At 60.7% G+C, this 23,219-nt stretch carries 20 protein-coding genes; 13 read left to right on the forward strand and 7 right to left on the reverse strand.

Going from position 1 to position 23,219, the window contains the following annotated elements:
* The first annotated feature begins 160 nt into the window (after positions 1-160).
* Genes NN662_RS20455 through NN662_RS20465 form a run of 3 tightly spaced genes read left to right on the forward strand, consistent with a single transcriptional unit; the run spans position 161 to position 3,619 of the window.
* Positions 161-1,111, forward strand: a complete 951-nt coding sequence (locus NN662_RS20455; RefSeq protein WP_261932265.1) for an ABC transporter permease — start codon at positions 161-163, stop codon at positions 1,109-1,111.
* Positions 1,111-1,962: an ABC transporter permease gene (locus NN662_RS20460; protein WP_261932266.1), complete on the forward strand. Its 852-nt coding sequence runs from the start codon at positions 1,111-1,113 to the stop codon at positions 1,960-1,962. Before NN662_RS20455 ends, NN662_RS20460 begins: the two co-directional genes overlap by 1 nt.
* A 1-nt stretch (position 1,963) precedes the next feature.
* Positions 1,964-3,619 carry an ABC transporter ATP-binding protein gene (locus NN662_RS20465; RefSeq protein ID WP_261932267.1) on the forward strand — a complete coding sequence of 552 codons (1,656 nt, stop codon included), beginning with the start codon at positions 1,964-1,966 and terminating at the stop codon, positions 3,617-3,619.
* Between the two features lie 8 nt (positions 3,620-3,627).
* Here the strand turns inward: NN662_RS20465 and NN662_RS20470 are convergent, their stop codons facing one another.
* Positions 3,628-4,104 (reverse strand): Lrp/AsnC family transcriptional regulator, encoded by a 477-nt coding sequence (locus NN662_RS20470; protein WP_261932351.1) that lies wholly within the window; start codon positions 4,102-4,104, stop codon positions 3,628-3,630.
* A 228-nt stretch (positions 4,105-4,332) separates the two neighbouring features.
* On the opposite strand from NN662_RS20470, the gene NN662_RS20475 reads away from it, so the two are divergent.
* From NN662_RS20475 to NN662_RS20520, 10 genes are all read left to right on the forward strand, one after another.
* The gene (locus NN662_RS20475; RefSeq protein WP_261932268.1) at positions 4,333-5,655 is read left to right on the forward strand and encodes an NAD(P)/FAD-dependent oxidoreductase; all 1,323 of its coding nucleotides are present in this window, start codon (positions 4,333-4,335) and stop codon (positions 5,653-5,655) included.
* Between the two features lie 414 nt (positions 5,656-6,069).
* A complete protein-coding gene (locus NN662_RS20480; protein WP_410011000.1) occupies positions 6,070-7,488 on the forward strand; it encodes an FAD-binding oxidoreductase in 1,419 nt (472 codons plus the stop codon).
* Positions 7,489-7,544: 56 nt separating this feature from the next.
* Positions 7,545-8,525, forward strand: coding sequence for a Bug family tripartite tricarboxylate transporter substrate binding protein (locus NN662_RS20485; protein ID WP_261932269.1), 981 nt, complete (start codon positions 7,545-7,547; stop codon positions 8,523-8,525).
* A gap of 57 nt (positions 8,526-8,582) precedes the next feature.
* Positions 8,583-9,050, forward strand: coding sequence for a tripartite tricarboxylate transporter TctB family protein (locus NN662_RS20490; RefSeq protein ID WP_261932270.1), 468 nt, complete (start codon positions 8,583-8,585; stop codon positions 9,048-9,050).
* Positions 8,948-10,540 (forward strand): tripartite tricarboxylate transporter permease, encoded by a 1,593-nt coding sequence (locus NN662_RS20495; protein ID WP_261932271.1) that lies wholly within the window; start codon positions 8,948-8,950, stop codon positions 10,538-10,540. The genes NN662_RS20490 and NN662_RS20495 overlap by 103 nt, the downstream gene beginning before the upstream one ends.
* Complete coding sequence (locus NN662_RS20500; RefSeq protein WP_261932272.1) at positions 10,537-11,235, forward strand: GntR family transcriptional regulator; 699 nt, start codon at positions 10,537-10,539, stop codon at positions 11,233-11,235. The genes NN662_RS20495 and NN662_RS20500 overlap by 4 nt, the downstream gene beginning before the upstream one ends.
* A 28-nt stretch (positions 11,236-11,263) precedes the next feature.
* The gene (locus NN662_RS20505; protein WP_261932273.1) at positions 11,264-12,124 is read left to right on the forward strand and encodes an oxaloacetate decarboxylase; all 861 of its coding nucleotides are present in this window, start codon (positions 11,264-11,266) and stop codon (positions 12,122-12,124) included.
* 442 nt (positions 12,125-12,566) lie between these two features.
* Complete coding sequence (locus NN662_RS20510) at positions 12,567-13,274, forward strand: gluconate 2-dehydrogenase subunit 3 family protein (protein WP_261932274.1); 708 nt, start codon at positions 12,567-12,569, stop codon at positions 13,272-13,274.
* A 3-nt stretch (positions 13,275-13,277) separates the two neighbouring features.
* A complete protein-coding gene (locus NN662_RS20515; RefSeq protein ID WP_261932275.1) occupies positions 13,278-15,050 on the forward strand; it encodes a GMC family oxidoreductase in 1,773 nt (590 codons plus the stop codon).
* Between the two features lie 12 nt (positions 15,051-15,062).
* Positions 15,063-16,397 (forward strand): cytochrome c, encoded by a 1,335-nt coding sequence (locus tag NN662_RS20520; RefSeq protein ID WP_261932276.1) that lies wholly within the window; start codon positions 15,063-15,065, stop codon positions 16,395-16,397.
* 645 nt (positions 16,398-17,042) lie between these two features.
* Here the strand turns inward: NN662_RS20520 and NN662_RS20525 are convergent.
* The 6 genes from NN662_RS20525 to NN662_RS20550 are packed head-to-tail and all read right to left on the reverse strand — an operon-like array spanning position 17,043 to position 22,991.
* Positions 17,043-17,705: a flavin reductase family protein gene (locus NN662_RS20525; RefSeq protein ID WP_261932277.1), complete on the reverse strand. Its 663-nt coding sequence runs from the start codon at positions 17,703-17,705 to the stop codon at positions 17,043-17,045.
* Between the two features lies 1 nt (position 17,706).
* Positions 17,707-19,131: a Xaa-Pro peptidase family protein gene (locus NN662_RS20530; RefSeq protein ID WP_261932278.1), complete on the reverse strand. Its 1,425-nt coding sequence runs from the start codon at positions 19,129-19,131 to the stop codon at positions 17,707-17,709.
* Between the two features lie 31 nt (positions 19,132-19,162).
* Positions 19,163-19,984, reverse strand: coding sequence for an ABC transporter permease (locus tag NN662_RS20535; RefSeq protein WP_261932279.1), 822 nt, complete (start codon positions 19,982-19,984; stop codon positions 19,163-19,165).
* Positions 19,977-20,804, reverse strand: a complete 828-nt coding sequence (locus NN662_RS20540; RefSeq protein ID WP_261932280.1) for an ABC transporter permease — start codon at positions 20,802-20,804, stop codon at positions 19,977-19,979. The genes NN662_RS20535 and NN662_RS20540 overlap by 8 nt, the downstream gene beginning before the upstream one ends.
* A 9-nt stretch (positions 20,805-20,813) precedes the next feature.
* Positions 20,814-21,854 carry an extracellular solute-binding protein gene (locus NN662_RS20545; protein WP_261932281.1) on the reverse strand — a complete coding sequence of 347 codons (1,041 nt, stop codon included), beginning with the start codon at positions 21,852-21,854 and terminating at the stop codon, positions 20,814-20,816.
* A gap of 21 nt (positions 21,855-21,875) precedes the next feature.
* Positions 21,876-22,991 carry an ABC transporter ATP-binding protein gene (locus NN662_RS20550; RefSeq protein ID WP_261932353.1) on the reverse strand — a complete coding sequence of 372 codons (1,116 nt, stop codon included), beginning with the start codon at positions 22,989-22,991 and terminating at the stop codon, positions 21,876-21,878.
* Positions 22,992-23,219 lie beyond the last annotated feature (228 nt).

The raw sequence follows: 23,219 nt of genomic DNA on the forward strand, positions 1-23,219 counted from the left end.
AGGACTCCCTGCATAAGCCGGTTGGCAGCAGCAGGCTCCCTTTTTTGATAAGAGGCGCAGCGTGCCGGGAAAACAAGTCCGCAGCATAATCCGTCGCAGCCTGGCTTGGTCCTGAACGCGGTATGGCTGTCGACCTTCAATACGCGGCTGGAGATCTTTCATGAACGCCGAAATCGCAGGCATGATCGGAAAGCGGCTTTTACTGAGCCTGATCACGCTCCTCATCGTGTCTTTCGCGGTGTTCTTTGCCACCAACATGCTGCCGGGCGACACGGCGACAATCCTGCTCGGGCAGGCTGCGACGCCGGAAGCCGTCGCTGGGCTTCGCCATGCGATGCATCTCGACGAGCCGGCACTGCTGCGTTTCCTGCGCTGGCTGATGGGCGTTCTGACAGGCGATCTCGGCACGTCGTACGCCAACAACATGCCGATCGCGCAGCTGATCGGATACCGCTTTGTCAACACGATGGAACTGGCCGGCATCACCACCCTGGTCGCCGTGCCCCTGGCCATGACGCTCGGCATCACCGCCGCGGTCCTGCGCGGCACACTCTACGACCGTATCGTCACGGTACTGACCATTGGCGTGATCTCGGTTCCGGAATTCGTGGTTGCCTCGACGGCCGTGCTGATCTTCGCCGTCTATCTGAAGTGGCTGCCGGCCATCTCGTTTGTCAACGAGGTGCATTCGCTCTCCGATCTTCTGCGCATGTATACGATGCCGGTCGTGACACTGACCTTCGTGGTCTCGGCCCAGATCATCCGCATGACCCGCGCCGCCGTCATCGAGACGCTATCCATGCCCTATGCCGAAATGGCCTTGCTGAAGGGAGCCTCGCGCAGCCGGATCGTGCTGAAACACGCGCTGCCCAATTCGCTGGGACCGATCGTCAATGCACTCGCTTTGTCGCTCTCCTATCTCATCGGCGGGGTCATCATCATCGAGACGATCTTCAATTACCCCGGCATCGCCAAGCTCATGGTCGATGCGGTTGCCACCCGCGACCTACCCCTGATCCAGACCTGCGCCGTGATCTTCTGTCTCGGCTATCTGATCCTGATCACGATCGCCGACATCGTCGCCATCCTGTCCAATCCGAGGCTCCGCTGATGACGCATAGCGCCCCAACGACCTCCACAGCCGGGCTTTTCGGCTACACCTTCAGCCCCGTCGGCATGGTCGCCTTTCTGGTGATCCTCTTCTGGGCCGTCATCGCCATCCTCGGTCCGCACATCGCGCCCTATCCGATCGGCAAGATCGTCGACATGGATTATTTCGGCCCGATGAGCTCCAAGTTCTGGCTCGGCTCGGACTATCTCGGCCGCGACATGCTCTCGCGCATCATCCTCGGTGCGCGCTACACGCTCGGCATCGCGCTCGCCGGTGTTCTGATCGCGTCAGCCAGCGGCGTCATTCTCGGAATGGCCGCAGCCGTCGTCGGAGGCTGGTTCGACACGGCGCTCAGCCGCTTCATGGACGCGATGATCTCCATTCCCAGCAAGCTTTTCGGTCTGGTGGTCGTGGCTGCCGTCGGTTCCTCACTGCCCGCTCTCATCCTCACGCTTGCCGTCATCTACATACCCGGCTCCTACCGCTTCGCCCGCGCATTGGCGGTAAACGTCAACACGATGGACTTCGTGACGGTCGCCCGCGTTCGCGGTGAAAGCACGCTCTATCTGGCCGTGTCGGAAATCCTGCCCAACATCATCCGGCCGGTTCTCGCGGATTTCGGGCTCCGCTTCGTGTTCATCGTGCTGCTCCTGTCAGGTCTCTCGTTTCTCGGCCTCGGCGTGCAACCGCCTCTCGCCGACTGGGGCGCCCTGGTTCACGAAAACATTCAGGGGCTCCTCTTCGGCTCGTCCGCCGTCATCGCCCCCTCGATTGCCATCGCCAGCCTGACCATCAGCGTCAATCTGCTGATCGACAATCTTCCCCGCAAGATCCGCGACCGGAGCGCCTGATATGAGCAAGCTTGTCGAAATCAGGAACCTGCATGTCGAGGCCACCACCGATTCCGGGCGACGCATCGAGATCATCAAGGGCGTCGATATCGACATCGCCAAGGGCGAGATCGTCGCGCTGATCGGCGAAAGCGGTTCCGGCAAGACGACGATTGCCCTGACGCTGATGGGCCATACCCGCCCGGGCTGCCGGATTTCAGCCGGTACGCTCCTGGTCGACGGCAAGGACATGTCGAAGCTTGCCGAGCGCGAGCGCTCCGCCGTGCGTGGTACGGAAGTGGCCTATGTGCCGCAAAGTGCCGCTGCCGCCTTCAACCCGTCCCAGACGATCATGGATCAGGTCATCGAAGTGACCCGCATCCATGGGCTCATGTCTTCGGAAGCGGCAAGACAGCGTGCGATCGAACTGTTCAGGGCGCTGTCCCTTCCCTCTCCCGAAACCATCGGCCGACGCTATCCGCATCAAGTGTCTGGGGGACAGTTGCAGCGGCTGGCGGCCGCCATGGCGCTGATCGGCGATCCCCAGCTCGTCATTTTCGACGAGCCCACCACGGCACTGGACGTCACCACGCAAATCGATGTTCTGAAAGCCTTCAAGTCCGTCATGAAAACCGGCGGCACTGCCGGGGTCTATGTCTCGCACGACCTCGCCGTCGTCGCGCAGATCGCCGACCGGATCGTTGTCCTGAAGGATGGCGAAGTGCAGGAAGAAGGGACGACCCAATCGATCCTTTCGGCGCCAAAGCACCCCTACACGCAGGAGCTTCTGGCTGCGTTCGAGCCGAAGGAAACGCAATTCGCCGAGAGACCTCACGAAAGGCCCAGCGCGCTTCTCTCCATCGAGAATATCATCGCCGGCTACGGACCGATCCAGCCTGACGGCATGCCCTTCATCAAGGCCGTCAACTCGGTAACCCTGTCGATCGAAAAGGGCCGCAATTTCGGCATCATCGGCGAATCCGGCTGCGGAAAATCGACGCTGGCCCGGTGCATTGCCGGTATCCTGCCCGCCAATGCCGGCAACATCGTCTTCGACGGAAAGGAACTCGACCACGCCGCCCGCCGGCGCACGCGCGAGCAGCTGCGCGAAATGCAGATCGTCTTTCAATATGCCGACACCGCGTTGAACCCCGCCAAGCCGATCGACGACATTCTCGGTAGGCCGTTGAGCTTCTATCACGGTCTGAGAGGCAAGGCGCGCGCCGCGCGCGTCGAAGAACTGCTCGATATGGTCCATCTGCCCAGAGCGCTACGTCATCGCCATCCCTCCGAGCTTTCCGGTGGGCAGAAGCAGCGCATCAACTTCGCCCGTGCGCTTGCCGCCGATCCGAAGCTGATCATCTGCGACGAGATCACCTCCGCGCTCGACACCGTGGTCGCAGCCGCCATCATCGATCTGCTCAAGGAATTGCAGCGCGAACTCGACCTGTCCTACATCTTCATCAGCCACGACCTCTCGATGGTCGAAGCGATCTGCGACGAGATCGTCGTCATGTATCGGGGCGAGAAGGTCGAGCACCTGACGCGCGAGAATGTGAAGTCGCCGACCCATCCCTATTCCAGGCTGCTCTTCTCTTCGGTGCCGAAACTCGATCCGACCTGGCTCGACACTCTGGTCCGGGAGCCGGAACTGGTCAGACAATATGGCGGGACGTGAGCCTCGCCTTATACCGGAAACAGGCTCGTCAGCGGCAGATGCGACTTCACGATCGGCGATTTCAGCACGACGAAGCTGAAATATTTGTCGATGCCGACATCCATGTCGGTCAGGCGTTCCATGATCGTCTGATATTCGCCGATCCCGGCGGTGACGAACTTCACGAGATAATCGTAACCGCCCGAAACGAGATGGCACTCGATCACCTGGTCGATCTTGTCGACCACAGCGAGGAAGCGGGCGAAATCGACCTGCCGGTGGTTCTTCAGCGTGATTTCGGTGAAGACGGTCAGCGTCTGGCCCAGCATGCCGAGATTGATCTGCGCCGAATAGCCCTCGATATAGCCCTCCGCCTGCAAGCGTTTGACGCGCATCAGACAAGGGCTCGGCGAAAGATGCACGAGATCGGCGAGTTCGACATTGGTGATGCGGCCGTTCTTTTGCAACTCGTAGAGGATCTTTATGTCCGTCCGATCCAGTTTCATCATGGGCCCGCCGCCTTCCGTCGTCTGTTGCAGCATAAAATTCTGCCGCCTGCCTGAAACAAGGTTAGCATAGAAGCATCACCAGTCCATCAAGCCGCGAAATGTGAAACGGCGCATAACATTTCGATGCGCGCGGCGAGACCGGAATTTTCTGCTGTCATCCCGCAAACTGCGGTTCCGGATGCGCCTGACAAGCGCCTAGTGTGGGCTACAGACTTGGAGATTGCGATGCCCGCGCCGTTGACCCTCATCGAGACCCCGTCCAACCCGCCGCAAGAGGCCGACGTCGTCGTCATCGGCGGCGGCATCGTCGGCGCATTCACGGCCTATTTCCTGACGCAGCGCGGATTGAAGACGGTTCTTCTCGAGAAGGGCCGCATCGGCGCGGAGCAGTCGAGCCGGAACTGGGGCTGGTGCCGCCAGCAGAACCGCGACGCGCGCGAACTTCCCATCTCCACCAAGAGCCTCGACCTCTGGGAGCGTTTCGTCGCCGAGACCGGCGAGGATATCGGCTTCCGCCGCTGCGGCCTGCTTTATCTCAGCAACAACGAGGCCGAAATCGATGGCTGGGCGCGCTGGCGCGACTTTGCCAAGACCGCCGGCGTAACGACGCATATGCTGTCCGCCACCGAAGCCGCCGAAAAGGGCCGCGCAACGGGGCGCTCGTGGAAGGGCGGCGTGTTTTCGCCGAGTGACGGCATCGCCGATCCCTCAAAGGCGGCACCCGCGGTCGCCCGCGCCATCATGAAGCTTGGCGGCACGGTCATTCAGAACTGCGCGGCACGCGGCGTCGAGACCGAAGGCGGCCGCCTGAGCGCCGTCGTGACCGAACGCGGCACGATCCGCACCCGCATCGCGATCCTGTCCGGCGGCGCCTGGGCCTCGTCATTCTGCCGGCAGCTCGACATCCGTTTTCCTCAGGCCACCATCCGCTCCTCCATCGTCGCGGTTTCCGGTGCAGCGGGAATCCCGCCTGCCCTGCACACGAAGGACATTTCGGTCACCAGCCGCAGCAATGGCGACTACACTCTGGCCATCAGCGGCCGCGCCCGTGTCGATCTCACGCTCCAGCAACTGCGCTTCCTGCCACAATTCCTGCCCATGTTCCTCAAGCGCTGGCGACTGCTTTCGCCAGGTGGCTTCGAGGGCATGAAAAGCGGGCACGAGACGGTTTCCCGCTGGCGGCTCGACCAGCCCACGCCAATGGAGCGCATGCGCACTCTCGACCCGAAGCCGGACCAGGCGACACTCCAACTCATCCATAGTCGCGCGCTGGACCTTCTGCCGGCATTGAAGACCACACAGATCACCGGCACCTGGGCCGGCTATATCGACTCGACGCCGGATGGCGTGCCCGGGATTGGTGAAATCGAGAGCCTGCCCGGCTTCATACTCGCCGCCGGCTTTTCCGGCCACGGCTTCGGCATTGGGCCGGGCGCCGGCCATCTGATCGCCGACATCGCCTCGGGCGCCGAACCCATCGTCGATCCAAAGCCCTATCACCCCTCGCGTTTCGCAACCTCGTCCTGGGGCAAGGTGTCAGATTTCTGACGGCAGGTCGGCACTCCGACCGATCTGAGCGTTAACCCCGAAAAATTCCAGCGCCCGCTGGCCCGATGAACGGCTTAGCGCCTAACCCTTGGTTGGGTTTAACTGAGTATTCTGAATACGGCTCACTCGCGATTGGAAGACTCCGTCGTAATCAGCCGCGGGCCGAGCAAGGACATTCAATCCCGCCAGAACGACCCTCCCTAAGCTTCGCTGGCCAACTCGGAATATTCTTCACGGAGCAGACATCCAACCTGCAGAGGCTTACGGCCGAGGTGCGCAAGGTCCTGCGAGGCCAGTGATTGAGACCTACCAGAGAATGCGGCTGGGCCGTTGCCTTGTACCTTCACCACCCCAGTGAGGAATGTGCTATTGCCAAACCGAAATTTCTTCTTGTATGTTACATACAACAGAAATTTGGAGGATGCGGTGGGAGAGGTGAATAGGGATCAACTGCTGGCCAATTTGCGCCTTGAGCTTGGTGCCAACGCCGTTTTGTCGGGAAGCGAATTGCCGGAGCGCAATCGCACCGATTGGAGTTTTCTTCCAAACGCCGATCCGCTGGCCGTCGTTCGTCCAGCCTCCACCGAAGATGTCGCCGTAACCCTGAAGCTCTGTCATGAGGCTGGAATTCCGGTAACCCCGCAAGGCGGGCTTACGGGCCTGTGTGGTGGTGCGCGGCCGCTTGACGGAGGTATCGCCCTGTCGCTGGAGCGAATGCACGGCGTCGAAGCCATCGATCCTGCCGGCATGACGATGACCGTCCGCGCCGGCACGCCTTTGGAGATCATCCAGAAGGCCGCCGACGAGGCCGGCCTCTTTTTCTCCCTTGACCTCGGTGCGCGGGGGTCCTGTGCCATCGGCGGCAACCTGTCGACAAATGCCGGCGGCAATCGCGTGATCCGTTATGGAATGGCCCGCGATCTGGTTCTCGGCCTGGAGGTGGTGACCATGGACGGCACCGTCGTGACGATGATGAACCGGATGATCAAGAACAATACCGGTTACGACCTGAAGCAGCTTTTTCTCGGAAGCGAAGGTACGCTTGGTGTCATAACAAGGGCGGTGCTGCGGCTTCATCCCAAGCCCGGATGCGTACAGGCGGCCCTGTGTGTCGTGACGGACTACGATCAGGTTCTAGCCTTGCTCGGCAGTGCCCGGCGCAATCTTGGACCGCTCATGTCCGCCTTCGAAGTCATGTGGGCTGACTACTGGACGCTTTATGCCGATCATGTGCCCGGCGCCCGCCCTCCCGTGTCGCTCGGCAGCGGCAGCCATGTCGTGCTCGTTGAAATGCAGGGTCTGGACGAGGTAGTGGACGGCGGGCGGTTTTCCGCCTGGCTCGAAGGCACGTTCGAAGATGGCACCGTCGTCGACGGCGCAGTTTCGCGCAGCCTTGCCGATCTCCAGGCCTTCTGGACGACACGGGACGCCGCGGCCGAATTTGCCAATCCCGATGTCGCCGGACCACATGTTTCCTTTGACGTCGGATTGCCGGTCGGGCGGATGGACGAATTTGCCCGCAGATCGTCGGTGGCGCTAACCGAAGCGCTCGGTTGCCGTTCCGTCTATTACGGACATGTCGGCGATGGGAACCTTCATGTGGTCGCCTGGGTCAAGGGCGCATCCCCCCAACCTCTGCCTGCCGTCAGCGACATCGTTTACCGGATCGTCCGTGAACTTGGCGGCACGGTTTCAGCCGAACACGGCATCGGCACACTGAAGAAACCTTATCTCGGCTTCAGCCGCAGTCCGGTCGAAATCGACCTGATGCGACAGCTGAAGTCCTGCATGGACCCCAAGGGACTGCTGAATCCCGGAAAGGTTTTCGACTGAAGAAAACGCGTTCAGGAGGATGAACGCGTCTGCCACGCACCCAAGGAGGAGAAATCATGTCTATCAAACGTCGCCACGCCCTGGCTCTTGCAGCAAGCCTTGTCATGGGCAGCCTGTATTCCGCTCCCGCTTTCGCCGAATGGCCTGAGGGCACAGTTACAATGGTCGTACCCTGGGGCGCAGGCGGTGGCACGGACGCCACGGCGCGGATGATCGCCAACCTGCTGCAGAAACAACTCGGCGTGCCGGTCCCCGTCGTCAACCGGACGGGCGGCTCGGGTGTCGTCGGTCATTCCGCCATTGCCGAGGCCGCCCCTGATGGCAGCACGATCGGCGTTGCCACGCTCGAGATCGGCACCATGCACCACCTCGGGCTGACCACGCTGGACTACAAGGCCTACACCCCCATCGGGCTCTACAACTCCGACCCGGCAGCCATTTTCGTGCGTGCAGACAGTGACTACAGCGACATGCAGGCGCTACTGAAAGCCCTTTCGGCGGCATCGGATCGCGAACTCAAGGCGTCCGGATCGGCACAGGGTGGTGTCAACCATCTGGCACTCGCCGGCATGCTGGCGGCGGCAGGGCTGCCGGTCGATCGGGTGGCGTGGGTACCATCCGAAGGCGCTGCTCCCGGCCTGCAGGATCTTGCGGCTGGAGGCGTCGCCATGGCAACGGCATCAATGCCGGAAGGCGAGGCATTGATGCAGGCCGGACGCATCAAGCCCCTGGCGGTGTTCTCGACCGCCCGCCTCGACAAATATCCTGATGTTCCGACCTTTGAAGAGGCCTCAGGACATGCCTTCGCCATGGGCTCCTGGCGCGGCATCGTTGCGCCGGCCGGCCTCCCCGCCGATGTGACGACCAAGCTGACGGAAGCCATCGAGAAGGTCGTCCACGATCCCGCCTACCTGTCGTTCATGAATGAGCGCGGCTATGCCACGCAGTGGACACCTGGCGAGCAGTTCGAAAACTTCATGGAAAAATCGGATGCCACTCTCGGCGACACGCTGAAATCGGTCGGCCTCGCCAAGTAATGCGTGCAAGCCCCGCCTGCTTCAGCAGGCGGGCGCCTTCATGCAGGAGAGGTTTTCATGAAACTTCACGACTCACTTATCGGCTTGCTGCTGATTGCCTTTGGCGGCTGGGTCCTTTGGCAGGCACGGGGCTTTCCCGCCATGCCAGGCCAGGCTATCGGCCCTTCGACTTTCCCCATAATGCTGGGCAGTCTCTGCGCCCTCGGGGGCGTGCTGCTCTTCTGGCAAGGCCGCAGAACGTCCAGAGGCAAGCTTGTCTGGATCCACGAAGGCTGGCGCATCGGCTCGCGTGTCGGCTGCGTTGCTGTGGCGGTGTTCGGCACCCTGCTGCTGGGGATCACCTTCGAGACGGTCGGTTTCCCAGTCGGGGGTACGCTGTTACTTTCGGCGCTGTTCTACACGTCAGGCCTGCGCGGACTCAGATGGATCGCCGTCTCTGCGGTCTTCGTGCTGACGGTGCATCTGGTCATGACGCGCCTCCTCTATGTTCCCTTGCCGTCCGGCCTTTTAAAAGGGCTGCTTTAATGTACGCCGATCTCGATACCGTCATTTCGCTGGTCTTCAACTGGAACATGTTGATCGTCATGGTCAGCTGTTCCGCATTCGGCCTGTTTGTCGGTGCCGTACCTGGGCTGTCAGCCACCATGGCGACCGCCATTCTGGTACCGATCACCTTTTTCATGGAACCGGTCCCGGCCATCGCCGCGATCGTCACCACAGCCGCCATGGCTATCTTTGCCTCCGACATTCCAGCCGCTCTCCTGCGCATTCCCGGCACGGCGGCGTCAGCGGCCTATATCGGAGACCTCAACAGCCTGACCCTGCAGGGTCGTGTCGGGCGCGCGCTCGGCATCTCCGTGGTCGCGTCGGCGATCGGCGGATTGTTCGGGTCCTCAATTCTGATGCTGGCCGCACCCCAACTGGCCGAGGTGTCACTCAACTTCACCTCATTCGAATATTTCTGGCTGGCTTTGCTTGGTCTCTCCGCCGCAGTAATGCTCGGTTCGGGTTCGCTGCTGAAGTCATTGATGTCGTTGCTGTTCGGACTGATGATCGCGACGGTCGGCATGGACACCACGGCGGGGTATCCGCGGTTTACGTTCGGCCTTGCCACGCTTCTGGACGGCGTTGCATTCGTGCCCGCACTGATTGGCGTATTTGCGATACCTGAGCTGGTGCGGACCTTCGTCAACCGCGAGCGGACACCGCCAGCGGCTCCCGTGGGCAATCCCTTTCGCATGTTCGACGGACTTGCGGCAGTTCTCTGGCGCTACAAGACCAACCTGCTCAGGGGATCGGTCATCGGCACCGCAGTCGGAATCCTTCCGGGAGCCGGTTCAGACATCGCATCCTGGATCTCCTACGCAGTCTCCAAACACTTTTCGAAACAGCCCGCGCTCTACGGCCAAGGCTCGGAGGAGGGCCTGGTCGATGCCTGCTCGGCCAACAATTCGGCCCTGTCGGGCGCCTATGTTCCGGCGACCGTCTTCGGCATCCCCGGCGATTCCATAACTGCGATTGTGATCGGCGTGCTTTACATGAAGGGCCTCAACCCCGGTCCACTGGTGTTCATAAACAAGCCGAACGAGGTCATGGCGATTTTCGTCACCTTCTTCCTCGCCAACATCCTCATCGTACCGTTCGGATTGCTGGCCATTGCACAGGCCTCGCAGGTGCTGCGGGTGCCCAAGCTCGTGCTCGCGCCGCTCATCCTCGGCTTTTGCGTGGTGGGCGCCTATTCGATCAATGCGGCCGCCTCGGGCATCATCATCATGCTTGTACTCGGGCTGTTTGCCTATCTCATGGAGGAGAACGGATTTCCCGTTGCACCCTTGATCCTCGGACTGGTGATGGGTCCGCTGGTTGAGCGGAATCTGGTAACGTCGTTGATCAAGGCTGACGGCGCTCCCCTTGTCTTCGTCGAGAGGCCGATTGCAGCCGGCCTTGCGCTGCTTGTATGTGTCGTCTGGGCTGTTCCAGCCTTTATGCGCCTGAAAAGGGGACGGATGACATGAAAAAAATTACGCAGCCGCATTCCCTGGCGGAGATTGCTGCCGCCCAGTTGCGTGAGGCGATCGTCACCGGACAGCTGCGCCTCGGTGAGAACATCTCCGAGGAAAAACTGGCGCGGCAATTGGGTATCAGCCGCACGCCCATCCGCGATTGTATGGCAATCCTGTCAAAGGAAGGCCTCGTCGTCGTTCGCTCCAAGCGCGGTTCGTTCGTCTTTGAGACCAATGTCACGGACATCGGCGAAATTTCCGATTACCGGCTCATGCTGGAGCTTCAGGGCATCAAGGCAGCGGTCAGCCACGCACGCGCCGCCTATCTCACCGGCATGATGCAGATCTTGCAGGACATGGAGGCCGCACTCGGACGCGGAGACAGCGTTGCCTACGGCACGGCCGATACCGCGTTTCACCAACTGGCCTTCGACCTCTGCGGCAACTCCTATCTGCGCGACGCCTATAGTCTGGTTGCCGGCCGCATCGCCGCGCTGCGCGCCAACATCACTGCGCCCTACGACGACCGCCGACAGGAGTCTTTCGGCGAGCACAGGGCGATGGCGGAAATGATTGGCGCGGGAGATTTTTCAGAGCTCGAGACAGCGATGTCTCGCCATGTCGGCCGAACACGCGACGTTTACATCAGGGCTCTCAAGGAGGGACATCTCGGTCCGCCCAGCCCAATTGTCGACGCCACGGCTTGACCGCCGAGCTCATTCCATGGAGATCAACATGCACCCTGCCGACAGTTTGAAGAACCTGATTTCCGGAGGCGAGATCGTCATGGCGCCTGGAGCGCCCGATCCGCTGACGGCCCGCCTGGTGGAACAGGCAGGCTTTCCGGCTGTCTACATGACAGGGTTCGGCGCCACAGCCAGCCATCTGGGCCTGCCCGACCTCGGGCTGATGAGCCAGACCGAAATGACGACCCAAGCCCGCAACATGGCACGGGTGGTGACCATACCGATCATCGCGGATGCCGACACCGGTTACGGCGGACCGGGCAACATCCAGCGCACCGTGCAAGAGTATATGCAGGCGGGTGTGGCAGCTATCCACCTCGAGGACCAGCAGCAGCCGAAACGCTGCGGCCAGCTGGCCGGCATAAGGTTGATCCCGGCCGAAGAAAATGTCCGCCGCCTGAAATGTGCAATTGAGGCGCGCGGCACTGGAAAGCTGCAAGTCATCGCACGTACCGACGCCTTGCCCGCCTCCGGAGCCGAGGAGGCAATCCGCAGGGCCAACATTTATCGCGACGCAGGCGTTGATCTCGTTTTCGTCGACGGCATCAAAACCATCCGTGACATCGAAACGGTTGCGAGACACGTTGAAGGCCCGAAGGTGGTGAGCATCGTTGACGGCAACGAAACAACCGATCTGACGGCCGCACAGCTGGGAGAGATGGGGTTTCAGGTCATATTCTATGCCGTATCGACGCTGTTTTCAGCGGTCAGAGCCGTTCAGGACACACTTTCAGTCCTCCGGCGAGATGGCACGCCCAAAGCCCGGCAATCCGCCATGGTGACTTATCAGGAATATAGCCAAAGCGTCGGCCTCAACGATTTCCAGTCCCTTGATGATCGTTTCGGGTGAACAAGAATGTCTGGAATCCGGGCTGCCGCATAAATCTTTGGCGGACGCCGTTATGCAATGGCGTCGACGTAACCGAATTTGAGAATAGATAGCCCAAGCCGCTTGCCGCTACCTCGCGCAGGTTAAGTTCATCATGCCATTCTCATTGAGGATGTCTGAACCGGAAATCGAAATGGCATCAGCCGTTTTCAATTTCTCGGTTGTTGGGGTGTTGCGCCGAGACCTGAGGACGTAGCACCTCGACTGGCACCCTATTTGACGGGGCTCCCAAGGCTTGATCACCAAACTTCGGCTGGCGTCGGCGCACGCAGGCGTTGAAAATCATGGATGATGACACAGATGCTTTTTTGGTGCCCTCGGATGCGATCAAGCAGCTGCCATTTCGGGAGCCGGCACCGGCAGGAGAGGTCAGCCCGGCATCCGCCGGCGAAAGGGAGACATCATGAGAGATATGCCAGGACGCCCATCCCGGCGCGGCTTCCTCAAGGGGAGCGCTGCGGGGGTGGCAATTGCTTCGTTTGCCGGTACGGCAAGTGCGCAAGCCCAGGAAAAGGAAGCTCCGCCGCCGCTCGATCAGTACGAGCGGGTCTATCTCAACGATGCGGAGTGGGCATTCGTGATGGCCGCTTGCGCCCGCCTCATTCCCTCCGACGGCGACGGGCCCGGCGCGATCGAATGTCGGGTGCCGGTCTTCATCGACCGGCAGCTCGCAGGCGACTTCGGCAAGGCTTCGGACTGGTACATGCAGGGCCCGTTTGACCCCGCCGCCACGCCCACGCTCGGCTTTCAGAGCCCGCTGACGCCGGCGGAAATCTACCGCAAGGCAATTCCGGCGTTTCAGGACTGGTGCAACAAGACCCATGGCGGCAGTTTCGAAGCCCTCGAACCTGCAAAACAGGACGCCGCACTGACCTCGCTGCAAAAGGGTGAAGTGCCGCTCGATCCCGAGCTTCGGGACTTCTTCTCCTTCCTGCTGGCCAACACGAAGGAAGGTTATTTTGCCGATCCGGGCTATGGCGGCAATCACGGCATGCAGGCCTGGGTCTATATCGGCTTCCCGGGCGCGCGTGGCGCCTTCACCTCCTGGCCGGGCCGCGAGAACGCGCAGTATCCGCTGGGTCCCGTCGCGATCAACGGGGAGAGGGCGTAGACCATGGCAACGAGAACGGATCCCAAGAAGGACGTCGTCATTATCGGGCTTGGCTGGACCGGCGCGATCATGGGCATGGAACTGGCCGGCGAAGGCCTTGAAATCCTCGCGCTCGAGCGCGGAGAGGACCGCAATACGGTTCCCGATTTCCAATATCCCAACACCTTCGACGAGTTGAAGTACGGCGTGCGCTACGGCCTGATGCAGAAGCCCGTCAACTCCACGCTGACCGTGCGTCACAATACGCAGGAGACGGCACTGCCCTATCGTCAACTCGGCTCGTTCCTGCCGGGAGATGGCGTCGGCGGCGCCGGTGTTCACTGGAACGGCCAGACCTGGAGGCCACAGGCGGTCGAATACCGGCTGCGCTCCTATGTCGAGGAGACCTTCGGCGCCGACATCATTCCAGAAGACATGCAGCTTCAGGACTGGGGTGTGACGGCTGAGGAGATGGAGCCCTTCCTCACCAAGTTCGAGAGCGTCGCCGGCATTGCCGGCAAGGCCGGCAACATCAATGGCCAGATCCAGGAGGGTGGCAATCCGTTCGAGGCGCCGCGCTCGGCCGATTATCCGATGCCGCCGCTGAAAAACACGTGGGATTCGGAGCTCTTCGCCGATGCCGCCCGCAAGATGGGGTATCACCCCTTCCCGCGCCCCTCGGCCAATGCATCGATGCAGTATGTCAACGATTACGGCATGCAACTCGGCCCCTGCAATTATTGTGGCTTCTGCGAGCGTTTCGGCTGCAACAACTATTCGAAGTCGTCGCCGCAGGTCTGCATTCTCGATGCGCTGAAACGCAAGCCGAACTTCAGCTACAAGACCAAATGCGAGGTGCTGAAGATCGAAAAGGCCGCCGACGGCAAGACCGCGACAGGCGTGACCTATTTCGATGACAATACCGGCGAGGAGGTCTTCCAGCCGGCCGATCTCGTGCTGGTCTGCGCCTACTCGCTGCACAATGTCCACCTTCTGCTGCTCTCCGAAATCGGCCAGCCCTACAATCCGGATACCGGTGAGGGCGTGGTCGGGCGCAACTATTCCTACCAGATGACCGGGGGGACCGGCCTGTGGTTCAAGGACAAGGTGTTCAACCCGTTCGTGGGCACCGGCGCCGGCGGCATGACGATCGACGACTTCTCGATGTCGCAGATCGATTTCGGCAAGGAAGGCTTCATCGGCGGCAGCTACATCACCTGTGGTCACACTGGCGGTCGCCCGATCCAGCAGATGTCGCTTCCGCCGGGCACACCCGGCTGGGGGGCCGGCTGGAAAGCGGCCGTGGGAGAATGGTACGGCCACAATCTCTCGATCGGCTCGCACGGCTCTAACATGGCCTATCGCGATACCTGTCTCGATCTCGACCCGACCTACAAGGACCGCCACGGCCGTCCGCTGATGCGCATGACCTTCAACTGGAAGGACAACGACATCAAGATGACCCAGTTCATGAAGGCAAGGATCGAGGAAATCGCCAAGAGCATGAACCCGGATGCCATGGCCTCCGGCTACAAGGGCGACGGCGCGCAATATGATGTCCGCCCCTATCAGTCGACCCACAATGTCGGCGGCGCGATCATGGGCATCGACCCGAAGACTTCGGCGATCAACCGGCATCTCCAGACTTGGGACTGTCATAACGTCTGGGTCATGGGCGCCTCTGCCTTCCCCCAGAACCTGCAGTACAACCCGACGGGCGCGGTCGGCGGTCTCGCCTACTGGGCGCTCGAGGCGTTGCGCAAGGACTACTTGCCCAACCCAAGACCGTTGATGTGAGGAGTGCGGATCATGAAAACGCTAATTCGCATCATTTTCGCACTCGTCGTCCTCGGTCTGGTGGCATTGGCGGCGATCATCTTCGTGCCGCCCTTTCTCACCAAGCCGGACGGCACTGTTGCCGCAGACTGGAAACCGGCTGCCGGCGAGGGGCAGTACGCCACGCAGATGGCCGACTGTCAGGCCTGTCACACCGCCGAAGGCGGCAAGCCGTTTGCCGGCGGCCGCGCAATCGAAAGCCCGATGGGCACGATCTGGTCAAGCAACATTACCCCCGATCCAAAGACCGGTATCGGCAACTGGACCTACGAGCAGTTCCATGCCGCCCTCGTCGATGGCATCGCACCCGGCGGCGTGCATCTCTACCCGGCCATGCCCTATGAGAATTATCGGCACCTGAAGGAAGAGGATATCCGCGCCATCTGGGATTACGTCCACAACGATGTCGCGGCGGTCGACAACCCGGTGAAGGAGACGAAACTCGCCTTTCCGTTCGACCAGCGCTGGGGCATCCGCCTCTGGAACTGGCTGGCGCTCGACAAGCCCGGCTTCCATCCGGACGGCAAGGCATCCGAGAGCGATGCTCTGGCAAGAGGCGCCTATCTGGTGCAGGCGCTCGGCCATTGCGCGGCCTGTCACAGCCCGCGCGATCAGTTCATGGCCGAGGACGGGAAAAGTGTCGACGATCCTGCCTTCCTGACCGGTGGCGAAATAGACGGCTGGATAGCGCCGGATCTGCGCACAGCCAAGTCGGCTCTTCAGACCTGGTCCGATCAGGACCTGAAGGACTATCTCACCACCGGCCGCAACGCCCATTCGGCGGTTACTGGTGAGATGCAGCTCGTTGTGGGCGACTCGCTTCAGTACATGAAGGACGAGGATGCCGACGCGATGGTTGCCTACCTGCGGGCGATTTCGGACGCAAAGCCTAGTCCGAGACCGCAGCCAGTAGCGAACCAGCGCACTACGGATCGCCTCGATGCTGCTGACGATCCGACGACGGCCAAGCTCAAGGCGGCGAAGGACCTCAGCGATGGAGAGCTGCTCTATCTCAACAACTGCAGTGCCTGCCACATGCCGGACGGTCAGGGCGCGCCAGGCGTCTTCCCGGCGCTCGCCGGCAATTCGCTGGTGACGGCCGCGACGACGAAGGGGCTGACTGAGGTCATCCTGAATGGCGCCGCAATGCCGTCCACAGAAAAGCGGCCCGAGCGGCTGAAGATGCCGGCCTACGCCGACCGGCTGTCGAATGCCGACATCGCAACGCTCGAAACCTTCCTGCGTGGCGCTTGGGGCAATTCGGCGCCATCGGTGGCGGAAGACGACGTCAAGTCCGTCCGTCCCTGACAAAGGGCCGTTGCTTGTCAGGCCTGCCAGCATTTGCGGGCAGGCCTGACAAAATAATGGCTACAGACAGCACGACATCGGCGGCGTTGGCGGATATTTTAAACTTGGCCGCCTTCAAAAAAGTGACAGGGCTTCAATACTGTGATGGCCTAATACGTCACGATGAAAAGGGCTCCTCTAAGCGGACGCCGACCTGATAGTATTCACCTGACAAGAGATTTCTCGTTGAGAAGTGGTTTTTGCTTTGAAAACCCGTCTTGCTTCATCTGCCCCTGACCAGAAAGCGCCCTCGCCTGGTCCAACGCGTACTGCCTGGCCCATTTTTGCCAAACGTTTTCAAGAAAATCCAGATTGCGGGATGCCCATGCAACGCTGCCCCGCTCTCGCACCAACTTTACTGCTTCGAACCTGTACTTTCTTTCGGCTGAACTTCCTTCGTTTCATTATTGCGCTCCAGCCTTATTGAATACATCTCGACTCGGTATCCACGAAGCAGGCATCAGACCGAACAGTAAGCAGGCGCTAAGCTACCTTTTGTCGCCAGCCTCGGCCCGGGCCTCGTTTAGCCGGCAGACGGCCTTGCGGGGCAGGATCTGGATCCTGCGGTGGGAGGCCCGCCGGTCGTCAAGAGTTATCAGGGCATCATCATTCTGCAGCCTTTGCATGCCCGCTTTTCCGGCTTTCCCATTCTACCGGTGAGAGTGTCTTGATATCGAACTGGTCTCGGGTTCGCGCATAGGTGTGCCCGCCCATGCGCCCGACGGCGTCCATCAGCTGCTGGTCGATATGCAGGTTCGAGGCGTTTACCGCATCGCTGCGGACGAAGGCGCCAACCACTTCACCGAGAATAATCTCGCGGGCAGGCCCCACCTGAAGTGTGGTGTGCCGGCGGCATTCGAGAGCGGCAGGCGCAGCGAGGATGCGCGGACTTGCCACCATCAGCCCGGGGGTTGTCTCCAGCCCGGCTTCCTCCATTTCGTCCACGCCGGGGTCGAATTTGATGGCACAAACTTCCATCCGATCGACAAGCGCGTTGTCGCAGATATGGACGGTGAATTCGCCGGTCTCGCGAATATTGCGGGCGGTATCCTTGAAGCGCATGTCAGAATAATTCTCGACACCGATAGCGACGATCGCCGGATCGTGCGTCAGCACGTTGAAGAAGCTGAACGGCCCCGCATTCGGCCGACCCTGCCTGTCAACAGTGGTCACAAGCGCGATCGGTCTCGGTATGACGGTCCCGATCAGGATCTTGTAGCGCTGGCGTTCATCAAGTCTGGCGAAGTCAAAATGGGTATGCTCGGTCATGTCATGCCTCGGCTGGGATACGGTGGGTTTCGAGTGGCGTGTGCCGGGAGAGGTTTTCAAAACCATCCTTGGTGACGACGTACATGTCGCCGACGTTGCAGCCTGCCGAGAGCGGCTCAAGCCACTGGGCATGCAATACGAACACCATGCCCTCTTCCATCCGGTCATAATTGTGCGAGGAGATATTGAAGCTGTTCTGCCCGCCGGCCATACCGACGGAATGCCCGAGATTGGGGTTATGCGGACCATGCGTCGCCGGGTAGACATGCATCAGTCGCCGGCCCTGCGCTTCCCAATCGACATTTTTCACATACTGGCGGGGGATGAGACGTGCACTTCCATCCTCCATCGGCGCCCAGTTATAGGGCATGCTGCGGGCCTCCGCTGAGACCAGCATGCCGCGTTCGATCATCGGTTCGAAGGCGGCGTTATTGACGTCACGCATCAACGCACCTGGACGGATCAGCTTTTCCGCCCGCTTGACGCCTTCGGTGCAGGCGGCCAGTACGTCCTCCTGTCGCCTGGTGATCTCGCCAACCGCAATCATGCGCGCCGTCTGCGCCGTGTAGCCGCGATAGGTGATGTTGGAGACGTAGAGATTGATCAGGTCGCCCGGTTTGACGACGTGGCCATAGGGCTTGCCGCAATGGGTGCCAAATTCGTTGATGCCGATCTGGTAGCCGTCACCGGTCTCCCCTCCGAGCGCAAGCTGCGCCTGAGTGAAGGCAGCATAGATCTCGTGGTCGGTTACACCCGGCTTTGCGACGTGATAGGCGGCCTGCGTGGCGATGCTTACTAGTTGCGCCGCAGCCCGAAACATCTCGATTTCGCGCGGCGAACGCACCTTCTGCATGCGGTCGAGAATGGCATTTTCGGCGATGAATTTCACCTTCGGCATGAACTCATCAAGCGCGGACCAGAAGGTGAGCGACGTGCGATCACCTATCCGACCGATCTGCGCCTTCGAAAGCCCCATGTCAGCAAGCAGTTCGGCGCATTTTTCCGCAGTCTTCACCACGCTATCCCCAGGGCGGTCGGCATATTCGCGTCCGATCGGACCGATCTGCCAGATGTCTTCGACCAGCACCGGCTCGCCGCCCGGCGGCAGGAGTACGGACTGGGTGAAGAACGAGAGCAGCGTCAGAGGCTTGTCATTGTCGGTGGGGATGATCAGGACGCCTTCGCGCATCCAGTCGCAGATATACCGCAGATAGTGGTTCGAGGTGTGAAACCAGCCAACCCCTCCGGCATGCACGATCAGCGCATCGTGGCCAGCCTCCACGGCCTGACGCCGGATGCGGCGAAGCCGTTCCTCGAATTCCTCGACCGGCAGGGGCAAGGGCGGATTGAAGTCGAAGTCCGGCTGGAAATCGGCGAGCTGCGATCCGATGCGATAGGCGCCAGCCATATTGGCAGTTGAGTTCATTGGGTGTTCCTTCCAGAAATTTGTTTGTGGATCAGCCAGACCGCGACGGCGCCAGCACCTTCCGGGCGACCAGCATCACCACCAGTGTCAAACCGATCAGAATTCCCGACATGGCGGCAACCCTGACATCAAGCGATTCCTCGATCAGCGCGAACATGCGCAGCGGCAGCACCGTGGTCTGGGCGTCGGCGAGAAAGAGGGAGACGGAAACATTGTCGAGCGACTGGATGAAGACCAGAAAGGCGCCGGCCAGGATGCCGGGTGTCAGCAGCGGCAAGGTCACGCGCCTCAGCGTCGTGAACCAGCCGGCGCCCATGATGGTGGAGGCCTCGGCAAGCGAGGGGTTGATGCCCTGGGCCACCACGGAGGCTGCCCGGTACATCAGCGGCCCGAAGACGACCACATGACCAACCACGTTGAGCCAGAGCGACGGATGAAAGCCGACAAAATTGGCGACGATCAAGGCTGCGAGACCATAGACGAGGCTCGGCAGGACCAGAGGCGCCAGCAGCAGCGGTTCAATCGAATTGACAGCGCTGCGCTTCATACGGGCCATGCCGATGGTGGCCGGTACGGCAAAAAGCAGGGAGCCAAGAACCGCAAGCCCCGCGATCTTGAGCGAGTTTGCGGCCGCTATATGCTCGGTTCCGGAGCGGACCGGGTCCAGAAGCGCCTCGTACCAACGCAGCGAGAACCCCTCGGGGGGATATTTCAACGTTTGTCCCGAGGTAAACGACATGGTCAGGGCAATAACGATCGGCATCACCAGATAGACGAGGCCCAGACCGCCGAAGCCGAACACGAATGCCCGATAGAGGACGTTGGGGATCGGATTTTCACGATGACTACGCATGGCCGATGAGCCTCCTGTGACGGGAAATCATGGCCATGGCGACCAGGAGGAGACCGGTTGACAGCAACAGTACGACCGCAATCGCCGAAGCCATCGGCCAATCGAAAAGCGTACCGACTTCGCGGTAGATCAATTGCGGCACATAGACATTGCGGGCGCCACCGATCACGGCCTGGGTGACGAATGAGCTGCTGGTGCTGGCAAAGACGAGGATCCATCCGGCAAGCAGACCGGGCAGTATCATGGGAAGAAGGACCGTCAGAAGGATCCGCCACGGCCCGGCACCAGAGACCTGGGCGGCCTCGGTAAACTGCACGGAGGTCCGCGAGAGTATGGCGATCAGCGGCAGGATGATGAGCGGCAGATCGATTTGGCACATGGCCATCACCAGGCCAAGCTCGGTAAACATCAGGCTGATCGGGCTTCCCGTCAGGCCAAGCGCCATCAGGGCTTCGCTGATGGGGCCCTGGCGTCCGAGAATGACGATCCAGGCGAAGGTCCGCACCACATTGCTTGTCAGCATGGGGATGAGCGTCAGGAAAATGATGACCTGCCGGGCATTGCGACCGCCGTGCCAGTAGAAGAGTGCGATCGGCACGCCCAGTATGGTCGTGCCGATCACTGTTTCGAGTCCCAGTCGGGCCGTGTTGATCAGGACGTGAAAATTGAACGCGTCGCCGAAGAAACGTCCGTAGTTCTCAAGGGAAGCACCTTGAGAACCGAAGAAGCTGTAGCCGATCAGAACCGCGAGCGGCGTCGCAAAGAATGCCACCGACAGCACCAGCATCGGGATCACGTAAGGAAAACCGCTCGCCTTCATGGGACAGGCTCAGCCGGCGACGAGTTCGTCGAACTGACGAATCCAGTCCGAGCGATGCTTGTTGATCATCGCCCAGTCAGGATAGACCATGCTCGAAAGTTGATCGCGGGTCACGTAGGCCTCGATGCCCGGCGTCAGTTCCACATCCTTGTTGGTGGGGAACATTTCGGTCGGCGGCATTTTCAGCTTGTCCTGGGCGGCCTTGGATATGGCGGCATCCATGTAGGCATAAGCTGCATCCACGTTTTTGGCCCCCTTGGTCAGGTGGATATTGACCGGAGCGGCCGGCGAACCTGTTTCGGGTGCGACATATTCGGCCTTGAGACCGAGGCTCTTCAGCCTCGCGACATTGCCGGTCGAGCACATGAACACGGCGATTTCACCTTGCTGGAAGAGCGTCATCTGATGATTGGTGCTGTCGACGACGCCGCGGAGCTGTTCGGGATGATCCTTGAACAGCTTGAAGACGGCATCCATGTCCTCGGGACCGGAACCGTAAATCTTGGCGATCTCGGTGTAAGCCATGACGGCGGTGTTGGAATCGAAGCCGGTCCAGGAAACCAGCCCCTTGTAGGCCGGGTTTTCGAACAGGTCGCGATAACCCTTCGGGCGCGGAACGAGATCCGGATTGTAAGCGATACCGTTGACCTCGATCGTTACCGTCGGACCATATTCACCCTGGAAGGAGGCATCGAGCTTGTCCCAGTTCTTCAGTTTCGACGGATCGATCTTCTCGATCAGATCGTTGTCGATGGCCACGGCCATCTGACCTGGCGACATCAACAACGTGTCGTAAGGCGGGTTGCCGGGGCTCGCCATGATCTTGGCCAGCTGATCCTGAGCCAGAGCAGGGGCAATGGTGAGATCATAGCCGGCTTCCTTGACCAGCGGGGTCAGGACAGTGCGGTAGCCATCCTCCCAATTGCCGGGAAAGGTTGCGGCGATAGCCGTTTCGCCGGCTGCCCGGGCGGCAAATGGCAGCGTCGCCGCTGCCGCTGCACCGGCAGCGAGCATTCCGAAATGGCGGCGCGTGATTTGAAGGTCTGTCATGTCGTTCACCTCTGTTGATTTTCAGTTGCTGGAAATTTCCGGTTCGCTCGGAAAGGCGTGACACCGGCTGGTGTCAATCTCTGCGAAGAGTTCGGCTCCCGGTTCGGGAATTGAGGTGGAAGCCCCCCTCACCTCGGATGTCCGCAGGCCCGTGCCGTCGTTCAGAACGAGGTCGTGAACAAGCGTTGGGCCAAGGGGAACCGAAACGGTAAGGCGTGCCGGCAATGAGGCGTCGCTGGGCGCAGTCGTGAGCCGCACATCCTCCGGTCGGACGGTGATCGTCACCCTGGATCCGGCCTTGAAGTTCAGGCGACGCGGGAGGATGACGGCTTTACCGCTATCGAGAAGGATGGATGTGCTTTCGTCCCCCAGCGTGTCCACCGTGCCACGAAGCAGGTTGGCCTGACCGATGAACGTGTTGACGAACAGCGTCCTGGGACGATCATAGACCGCCATGGGGGTGTCGATCTGCTCGACATTGCCCTTGTTGATCAACACGAGGCGGCCCGCCAGGCTTTGAGCCTCTTCCTGGTCGTGGGTGACGATCAACGTGGTGATGCCAAGCGTTTTCTGGAGATGCAGGAGTTCGACCTGAAGGTCGAAGCGAAGTGCCCTGTCGAGGGCGCCAAACGGCTCATCAAGCAGGAGCAGGGATGGTCGCCCTGCAATTGCGCGCGCCACGGCGACCCGCTGCTGCTGGCCGCCCGACAACTCGCGGGGCAAACGGTCAGCGAAACCTTTCAATTGTACGAGCGAAAGCATTTCGTGCACCCGTTCGAGGCGTTCGGCGCGCGGCACCCTTTGGCAGGCAAGCGGATAGGCAACGTTCTCCGCAACCGTCAGATGCGGAAACAGGGCATAGTTCTGGAACACCATGCCGATCCCCCGCGAACGGGCGGACATGCGGGCGAGATTTTGCCCGCCCAGTTCGATGAGACCACTCCTGGGTTGAATGAGGCCGGCAATAGCCCTGAGAACCGTCGACTTGCCGCAACCGCTTGGGCCGAGCAACGCAACGATCTCGCCTGCCGCCACCTTGAAGGAAATGTCGGTAACGGCATTCTGCCCACCATAGCTGTGGGTCAGTCCCTGCACATTGAGCTGCTTGCCCTCGATTGGCATCGCGGTCTCTTGCATCGTGATCGCTCCGTTTGGCCAGAGCTGGCGATGCCGGGGCATGCCTGCGCTTGGCAGAGATGTGATCGAGCGGCAGTTTGCTTGCCGCCTGGATTTGTCAGGGAACGTAGCAAGCAGCATGCCAACTTCGTTTCTGAGTGGGGAGAGAATCCAATATCATCTTGAATTAAATGAGATATTTTATAATTAATGATATGCGAATTAACTTTCGAATATCTTCCATTCATT

The sequence above is a fragment of the Rhizobium sp. NRK18 genome (genome assembly GCF_024385575.1).
Lineage (GTDB): Bacteria > Pseudomonadota > Alphaproteobacteria > Rhizobiales > Rhizobiaceae > JANFMV01.